Source organism: Actinacidiphila glaucinigra, assembly GCF_900188405.1.
Classification (GTDB): Bacteria; Actinomycetota; Actinomycetes; order Streptomycetales; family Streptomycetaceae; genus Actinacidiphila; species Actinacidiphila glaucinigra.
The window spans coordinates 502,529-510,837 of sequence record NZ_FZOF01000005.1; the positions used below are offsets into that span (position 1 = coordinate 502,529).

At 76.1% G+C, this 8,309-nt stretch carries 5 protein-coding genes; all 5 read left to right on the top strand.

The window, feature by feature from the left end:
- Positions 1-68: 68 nt before the first annotated feature.
- Positions 69-479 carry a VOC family protein gene (locus CHF15_RS13460; RefSeq protein WP_089223972.1) on the top strand — a complete coding sequence of 137 codons (411 nt, stop codon included), beginning with the start codon at positions 69-71 and terminating at the stop codon, positions 477-479.
- A gap of 145 nt (positions 480-624) precedes the next feature.
- Positions 625-1,695, top strand: a complete 1,071-nt coding sequence (locus CHF15_RS13465) for a trypsin-like serine peptidase (RefSeq protein WP_089223973.1) — start codon at positions 625-627, stop codon at positions 1,693-1,695.
- A 187-nt stretch (positions 1,696-1,882) separates the two neighbouring features.
- Positions 1,883-5,227, top strand: coding sequence for an FtsX-like permease family protein (locus CHF15_RS13470; RefSeq protein ID WP_089223974.1), 3,345 nt, complete (start codon positions 1,883-1,885; stop codon positions 5,225-5,227).
- A gap of 10 nt (positions 5,228-5,237) precedes the next feature.
- Complete coding sequence (locus tag CHF15_RS13475) at positions 5,238-7,994, top strand: FtsX-like permease family protein (protein ID WP_322975679.1); 2,757 nt, start codon at positions 5,238-5,240, stop codon at positions 7,992-7,994.
- Positions 7,991-8,309 (top strand): ATP-binding cassette domain-containing protein (locus CHF15_RS13480; RefSeq protein ID WP_143681559.1); only part of this gene is annotated, 319 nt, incomplete at its 3' end. The genes CHF15_RS13475 and CHF15_RS13480, both read left to right, overlap by 4 nt.

Genomic DNA, 8,309 nt, shown 5'->3' on the forward strand with positions numbered 1-8,309 from the left:
CGGCGGACCCGGCGGACCGAGCAGTTTTGGATAAGTTTTCCTCCGGCCCGGCCAGTAGCGTGATGTCCATGTTCAACGCCATCACGCACTCGCAGATCTACGTCCTCGACCAGGACGAGGCCCTCGACTTCTACGTCGGCAAGCTCGGCCTGGAGGTGAACGCCGACGTCGACCTGGGCTTCATGCGCTGGCTCACCGTGAGCGTCCCCGGCCACCCGGAGCGCCAGATCCTGCTGGAGAAGCCGGGCCCGCCGGCGCTGTCCGAGGAGATCGCGCAGCAGGTCCGCGAGCTGGTCACCAAGGGCGCCATGGGCGGCCACCTGATCTTCAGCACGGAGGACTGCCGCAAGACGTACGAGACGCTCCGCGACCTCGGCGTCGAGTTCACGGAGGAGCCGACCGAGCGGCCGTACGGGATCGACTGCGGTCTGCGCGACCCCTTCGGCAACAGCATCCGCTTCACGCAGCCGAAGGCCTGAGGCGCGGCCCGCCTCGGGCGCCCCCGCGATCCGTCCAACCGACCGCCCCTCCCGGACGTCTGTATCGCACGTCCTTCCGCCCGGAGGGCCCGTGCCACCCGGCACGGGCCTCCCGGGCGTGCGATCGGCGTCCCCGAGGAGCAGCATGCCGTCATATCAGCCACCCCGTTCCACCCCCTTCCACCGGCCGCTCCTGGCGGCCGCCCTCGCCGCCGCGGCCGTGCTCGTCACGGCCCCGGCGGCAAACGCCTCCGGGGCCGTCCCGCAGGCAGCGGCCGCCGTGGCCACCCACGACCAGGCGGTCACCGGGGCCGAGCGGCGGGCGGTGCTCGACTACTGGACGCCGGAGCGGATCGCCGCGCTGACCCAGCCGTCGTCCGGCAACCCGCCCAGGAGCGGCCCCGACGGCGCCCCGTGGACGGGGAGGAACGCCCTCGCCCGTACGGTGGGCCGGCTGTTCTTCACCGACCACGGCGAGGACGCCAGTTGCACCGCCACCGTCGTCGACAGCGCCAACGGCAGCACCGTGGTCACCGCGGGGCACTGCGTGAACAACACCGACCTCATCGGTGAGGACAACCAGTGGACGCGGAACGTGCTGTTCGTGCCCGGCTACCGCGACGGACGTGCGCCCTACGGGAAGTTCACCGGCCGGCTGGGTGTCGTCGCCCCGACCTGGCTGGAGAACGACCAGCAGCACGGTGAGGTGTACGGCGCCTACGACCAGGCGTTCGTCGTCCTCAACACGGACGCGCGGGGCCGGACCGTGCAGGCCGCGGCCGGCGCGGCGCAGAGGATCGGCTTCGACCGGCCCGGGGGTCGGACGGTCCACCAGTTCGGTTACCCCCGTTCGGCCTCGGACCCGGACCGCGAGGGCCTGCCCGAGTACACCGGCGAGCGGCTCGCCTACTGCATCGGCCGTGCCCAACAGGTCCTCGGCACAGCCGAGTTCCCCGCCGCGAAGGGCCTGTGGGGGGCCGAGTGCGTCATGGGCGGCGGCTCCAGCGGCGGCCCGCGGATCGCCGGTCTCGACCCGGAGTCCGGTGTGGGCACCGTCGTCGGCGACAACTCCGAGGGCAGCCGGCTCGACGCCGGGGGCAACGCCTGCGACCCCTGGGAACCGGCCCCGGACTGCACCCGCCACCTCGTGGGCCCGCAGTTCACCTCCGCCGTCACCGGGCCGCTCTACGAGCGCGCCGGGCGCGCCACCCGCTGAGCGGCCGGCGCCGGCCGCACGGCGCCTCCCGGCCGCCGCCGGGAGGCGCCGTTCGCGGCGTTCGTCCAACGGCGTCCGGGACCGGGCGCGTTGGGCCCGCAACCGGTGCCGGACGAGCCCTCTCCCCGGCGCCGGGTGGGCGTTAGTCTGTGCCATCTCATTGCACGGGCCATGAAGAACGGGGGGCGTGGTGTCGGCGTTCGTGTTCCTGCGTCTGCGCGCGCATCGTCTGCTGCTCGGCGCCGCGGTGCTCTCCGTGCTCCTCACCACCTGCGCGGTCGCGGCGCTCGCCGCGTTCAGCTCGGCCGTGGGGGACGCAGGACTGCGCCGGGCGCTGCAGGAGCAATCGGCCGCACGGACGCTGGTCGAGATCACCGCCGACGTCGACGGCAAGGACCCGGGCGCGGCGGACGAGGCCGTGCGCGGGACGTTGACCGGCGCCTACGACGGCCTGCCGGTCTCCGTCGCCGGGGTCACCCGATCCGGCCCGTACGGGCTGCCGGCGGCGCTCCGCCCGCCGGGTGCCCCGCGCACCGTGGACCCGGACCTGACGGTGCTGTCGACGCTGGACCGGGCGCGGGTGACCATGGCCGAGGGCACCCTGCCCGGTCCGCCCGCGGACGGGGGCCCCGTCCCGGTGGCACTGCCCGAGGCGGCCTCCGCGACGCTGAAGGTGCGCACCGGGCAGGTGATCCCCCTGACCGACCGCCTGCACCGCGGCACGCTGCGGGTGCGCGTGACCGGGACGTACCGGCCGGTCGACCGGTACGCCCTGTACTGGCGGCTCGACCCGCTGGAGGGCCGCGGCGTGCGCACCCTCTCCTTCACCACGTACGGGCCGATGCTCGCCGACCCGGCGGCCTTCGGCCCCGGCGGCGTCCCCGCGGTGGAGATGGCGTGGCAGACGCGCGGGGACTTCGCGGCGATGACCACGGCCCGCGCCGACGACCTCAGCGGGAGTGTCCGGCGGACCGTGCAGCGGCTGGACACCCTGCGGGCCGCGAACTCCGTCGTGGCGGACAGCGAACTCCCCGACCTGCTCGCCGAGTTGCGCGGCACCCTGCTGGTCAGCCGGTCGACCCTGCTGATCAGCGTGCTGCAGCTGATGCTGCTGGCCGCGCTGTCGCTGCTCCTGGTCGCCGGGCTGCTCGCGGAGGAACGTTCCGGCGAGACCGCGCAGTTGCGGGCCCGCGGCGGCTCGCGCGCCCAGATGACCGGCCTCGCCGCGGCCGAGGCCCTGCTGCTGACCGTACCGGCCGCGGTGCTGGCCCCACTGCTGGCCGGGCCGCTCGTGCGGCTGCTCGCCGGTCACGGGGCGCTGTCCAGAGCGGGGGTACGGCTGGACCCCTCGCCGGTGACCGCCTGGTGGGTGGCGGCGCTCACCGCGTTCGCCTGCGCCCTCGCCGTCGTCGGGCCCGTACTGCGGCGCTCGGGGACGTACGCGCAGCAGTACACGGCACGGCGGCGCCGGCGGGCACTGCCCGCCGCCGCGCAGGCCGGCGCGGACGCGGGCCTGGTGCTCGTGGCCGGTCTGGCCTTCTGGCAGTTGTCCCGCCGCGAGGCGGGCAGCGGAGCGCTGAGCACGGACACCTCCGGGCGGCTGGGGCTGGACCCGGTCCTGGTCGGGGCGCCCGCGCTGTGCCTGCTGGCGGGCGCGGTGCTGGCGCTGCGGCTGCTGCCGCTGGCGGCCCGGCTCGGCGAGCGCCGCGCGGCGAAGGCCCGCGGGCTGCCGGCGTCCCTGGTGGGCTGGCAGCTGGCCCGTCGTCCGGGACGCGGGGCGGGGCCCGCCCTGCTGCTGGTCTTCGCCGTGTCGATCAGCATGTTCGCGATCGGCGAGAACGGCACCTGGACGCGCTCGCAGGCCGACCAGGCGGACTTCGCGGTCGGCGCCGACCTGCGCGTGTCCGGCTCCGCCACGCCCGCGTTCGGACAGGGCGGCGTCTACGACGACGTACCCGGCATCGCGGCCGTCACCCCGGCCGTCCGCGACACGGTGTCCCTGCCCCGCGACCGTGACGCGACCGTCGTGGCCGTGGACACCACCTCGGCCGCCCGTGTCCTGCGACTGCGCGACGACCTGTCCGCCGAGCCCCTCGCCGACCTCTTGCGTCCGCTGCGGGCGGACGGCGGCCCCGCCGCCCGCGGCGCCGGTTTCGTGCTGCCCGAGGGAACGGACCGCCTCCGCATGGCGGTCCGTCTCCGGTCCCTGGGGGCCGGGGACCGCACCGTCGCGGGCACCGTCACCGACCAGCTGTACGCGACGCTGACCGACCGGTACGGCGTCCCGTACACGCTCGCCCTGGGCGAGGTCCGGGCCGACGGCGAACAGCACGTGCTGGAGGCCGACTTCGGATACGTGACCGGCCGCGCGCGCGGCGCGGGCCCGGCCGGGCCGCTGCGTCTGACGGGCCTGCGGGCCGAGTACCCGGTGCCCCGGCGCAACGAGCGGCACAGCCTGACCGTCACCGGCGTACGCGCGGTGACCGGCGGCGGCCCGCGCGAGGTGACCGCCCCCACCACGACGACCTGGTCCGCCCGCACGCAGATCGACAACCCCGACTTCCCCGAGGCACCCGGCCTCGGCTACCGCCCCTCGCACGCCGGCACGCCGCGCTCGGCGGCCGGCGCCCCGCTGACCGTCCGCTACGACACGGGCGAGGAGCCCTTCCAGAAGGACACACCGGGCGGCGCCGACGCGGCCTCCCTCACCCTGCGGGCCGGGCCTCCGCCGCCCGCGGTGCTTCCCGCGGTCGTCACCGACGCCTTCCTGGACGCGGTCGACGCGAAGCCCGGCAGCACCGTCCCGGTCGAACTGAGCGGCACACGGCTGTCGCTGCGCATCACGGGGTCGGTCCACGCGCTGCCCACCACCGGCCGGGACGGCTCCACCGGCACCGGTGGCGGCGCCGTCCTGCTGGACCTGGCGAGCCTCGACCGCGCGCTCGTCTTCCAGGAACAGCGTCCGCTGGAACCCACCGAGTGGTGGCTGGCCGCGGGGCCGGACGGCGCGCCCCGGGTGGCCTCGGCGCTGCGGGCCCGGGGGGACGCCGCCACGATCGTGGTCCGTGACGAGGCGCGGGCGGAGCTGCGGCGTGATCCGCTGGGCGCGGGTCCGCTGTCGGCCCTGCCCGCGGCGGTGGTGGCGGCCGCGGTGCTGGCCGCCGTGGGTTTCGCGGTCGCCGCGGCGGGTGCGGTACGGGAGCGCTCGGAGGAGTTCGCGGTGCTGCGGGCGCTGGGGGCGCCGCGGAAGTCGCTGGCCCGGGTCATCGCGGCGGAGCAGGGGCTGCTGGTGCTCACGGCCGTCGGGGTGGGGGCGCTGCTGGGCGGGCTGCTGACCCGCTCGATCGTGCCGCTGATCGTGCTGACGGCGCGGGCCGACAGCCCGGTGCCCGCGGTGCGGGTGGAGTTGCCGGCCGTGCCGCTGCTGGAACTGCTGGCCGCGGTCGCGGTGCTGCCGCTGCTGGCGGTGGCCGTGGCGGCGCTGCGCACGGCCGATCCGGTCCGCGCGCTGCGCCGGCAGGGAGGGGAGTGAGTTGAAGGAGATGCGTTCGGCCCGGCAGGCCTCGTGGACCGCCGCGCGTCTGCGCGCCGCCCCGGGCGGGGCGCTGGCACTGGCCGCCCTGGTGCTGGTGACCGCGTTCCTGGCGGCCGCGCTGCCGCGCACCGTCGAGGGGTACGAGGACACCGCGCTGCGGGACACCCTGCGGCGGGCCTCCCTGTCCGACCGCAGCGTCACCGCCACCTTGGACGTGTCGTACTCCGGGGTGCGCGTCGGCGGCGGTTCACCGTTCCAGGCGAGCGCCCTCGCCAGGACCGAGGACGCGTTCCGCGGTGTGGTGCGGCCCCCGTTGGCCCTGGACACCGCGCAGACGGTGTACGGGGTGCGCAACGCGGTGGCGGCGGCCGCGACCGACCCCGGCCTGCCGCGACCGACCAAGGAGCGCGATCCGCGGGCGACGCTCGTCTCGCAGCCGGGCCTCGCCGCCCGCTCCCGGCTCGTCGCGGGGCGCATGCCCGCGTCCACCTCCGGTGAGCGCGAGGTGGAGGCGGTACTCACCGCCCGGACCGCGAAGGTGATGGGTCTGCGGGCCGGTTCCGCGGTCCGCCTGCAGGACACGACCGGGGCCGGGCTGACCGTGCGGATCACCGGGATCGTCCAACCCCGCTCGCCCGGCCAGGCCTTCTGGAACGCCGAGCAGGACCTGCTTGCCCCGACCCTGGTGAGCGTCCCCGGACCGCCCGGCGAGGACCCCGAGCACTACTGGCACTTCACCGCGCTGATCGGCCAGGACGCGGCGGGCGTGGTGCTCGACCTGCCCGAGGGCGCCCGCCTGTACTGGCACCACCCCGCCGACGTCGGCGCGCTCTCCGCCCACGACGTGCCCGCGCTGCGCGACCGGCTCGCGTCGCTGTCGGGCGGGCCGGACTCCACCCGGCTGCGCCTGACGACGGGCAGCCCGGCCATCACCGTGGACCAGGACGGACTCGCCGAACTGCTGGGGCCGTTCGTACGGGAACGGGAGGCGGCAGCGCCGCTGGTGCTGATCGCGACGGTGGGCGTGGGCTCGGTGGCGGGCATCGTGCTGCTGATGGCGGGCGGCCTGTCGGCGACCCGCCGCCGTACCGAGCTGCGGCTGCTGCGCGCTCGCGGGAGCAGCCTGACGGGCCTGTGCGGCCGGCTGCTGGCGGAGAGCGCGGTCGTGGTCGTCCCGTGCGCGGCGGCCGGGGTGCTGCTCGCGCTGCTGCTGGTGCCGGCCGAGCGGGCGGCGGTGTCCGTGCTCGCCGGGGTGCTGGTGGCGGCGGTCGCCGTGCCGGCGCTGCCGGTGCGGGCGGTGGTGCTCGCCCGCCGGGTGGGACCGGAGCAGCGCGACGACCTCGTGCAGACCCGGCCCTCGCGCCGCCGTACGGTGGCGGAGCTGACGGTGGCGGTCGTCGTGACCGGCGCGGTCGTGGCACTGCGGCGCCGTGGCACGGCGGACGGCGGCGCCGACCTGCTGACCGCCGCGGCACCGGTGCTGGTCGCCGTCATCGGGGCGCTCGTCCTGCTGCGGCTGTACCCGCTGCCGTTGCGGCTGCTGTCCCGCCCCGCGGCCCGGCTGCGGGGCTCCGTCCTGTACCTGGGCCTGGCCCGGGCCGGCCGTACGCCCTCGGCCACGGCGCTGCCGCTGGTGGCCGTGCTGGTGGCGCTGGCGGTGACGTCGTTCGGCGGCTCCGTCCTCACCGGCGTCGAGAGCGGCCGCGACCGCGCGGCCACGCGCGCGGTCGGCGGCGACGCGCGGATCGACTCCCTCACCACGCTCCCGGACGGGCTGGACGCGCGGGTCCGCCGGGTGCACGGCGTACTCGGCACCTCGCCCGTGCGGATCGAGACGGGACTGTCGACGACGCCGGCCGGGACCTCCTACGACCTGGTGGTCGTGGATCCGGCGCGTTACGCCGCCCTGGTGGCGTCCACGGGGATCGGCGCCCCCTTCTCCGCCGCGAGCCTGGAGGGCGACGGCACCGGTCCGCTTCCCGCCATCGTCTCCCCCGGGCTGGAAGGGGAGTTCGGCACGACGACCGCGACCGTGCAGGCCTCCGCCGGGGCGACGCGGGTGCGCACGGTCGCCGTGCGCGACGCGACCCCCGCCGTCCTGGGCGGCGACTTCGTGATCGTCTCCGCCGCGGGACTGGCCCGTGCGCACCCCGAGACCGCCCGCTCCCCCGTCCAGGCCGCCACCGCCCTCTACGTGACCGGGCCGCGGGTGGACGGCGGGGCGCTGGACGCCGTCGCGCGCACCGCCGCATCGGACCTGACGGCCACTCTGCGCTCGCAGGAGCGCGCCTCGTTCACCTCCTCGGCGCTGCAGACCGGCGCGCGTCGGGTGTATCTGGCGGCCGTGGCGGCGGGCGCCGGCTACAGCGCACTGGCTCTGCTGCTGTCCCTGATGGTGCACACACCGCAGCGCAAGTCGCTCCTCGCCCGGCTGCGGACCATGGGCATGACGAGCCGTCAGCGGCAGTGGATCGCCGTCCTGGAGACGCTCCCGCAGGTCCTGCTCGGTGCGCTGGGCGGCATCCTGGTCAGCCTGGCCACGGTGCCGCTGCTGCGTCAGGGGGTGGATCTGAGCGCGCTGGCTTTCTCCGCGGCCGAGCCGGTCACCGGGGTTTCCGAGGCGGTGCTGCGCACGGATCCGCTGTCGCTGCTGCTGCCGTCGGCCGCGCTGGTGGTGCTGGCCTGTGTGGTGCTGGCCGTGCAGGCCTGGCTGACGGGACGGCGGGGAGAAGGAACCGAACTCCGGATGGGGGAACGATCATGAGTCAGGACACGTCCGGAACCACCGAGCGCGGCCGCGTCACACTGGCCGAGCTGGAACGACGCGTCACCGAAAGCCGCGAGCAGCCCGCCTACGGGCACGACGCCCTGATCGTCTGCGACCGCCTGGTGCGGATCTTCACCGCCCAGGGCGTGGAGGTCCAGGCCCTCCAAGGGCTGGACCTGCTGGTCCAGCAGGGCGAACTGATGGCCCTGGTCGGCGCGTCCGGCAGCGGAAAATCCACCCTGCTGAACATCCTCGCCGGCCTCGACACCCCCACCGCCGGCGCCGCCTCGGTGGCCGGGTTCGACCTGCTCG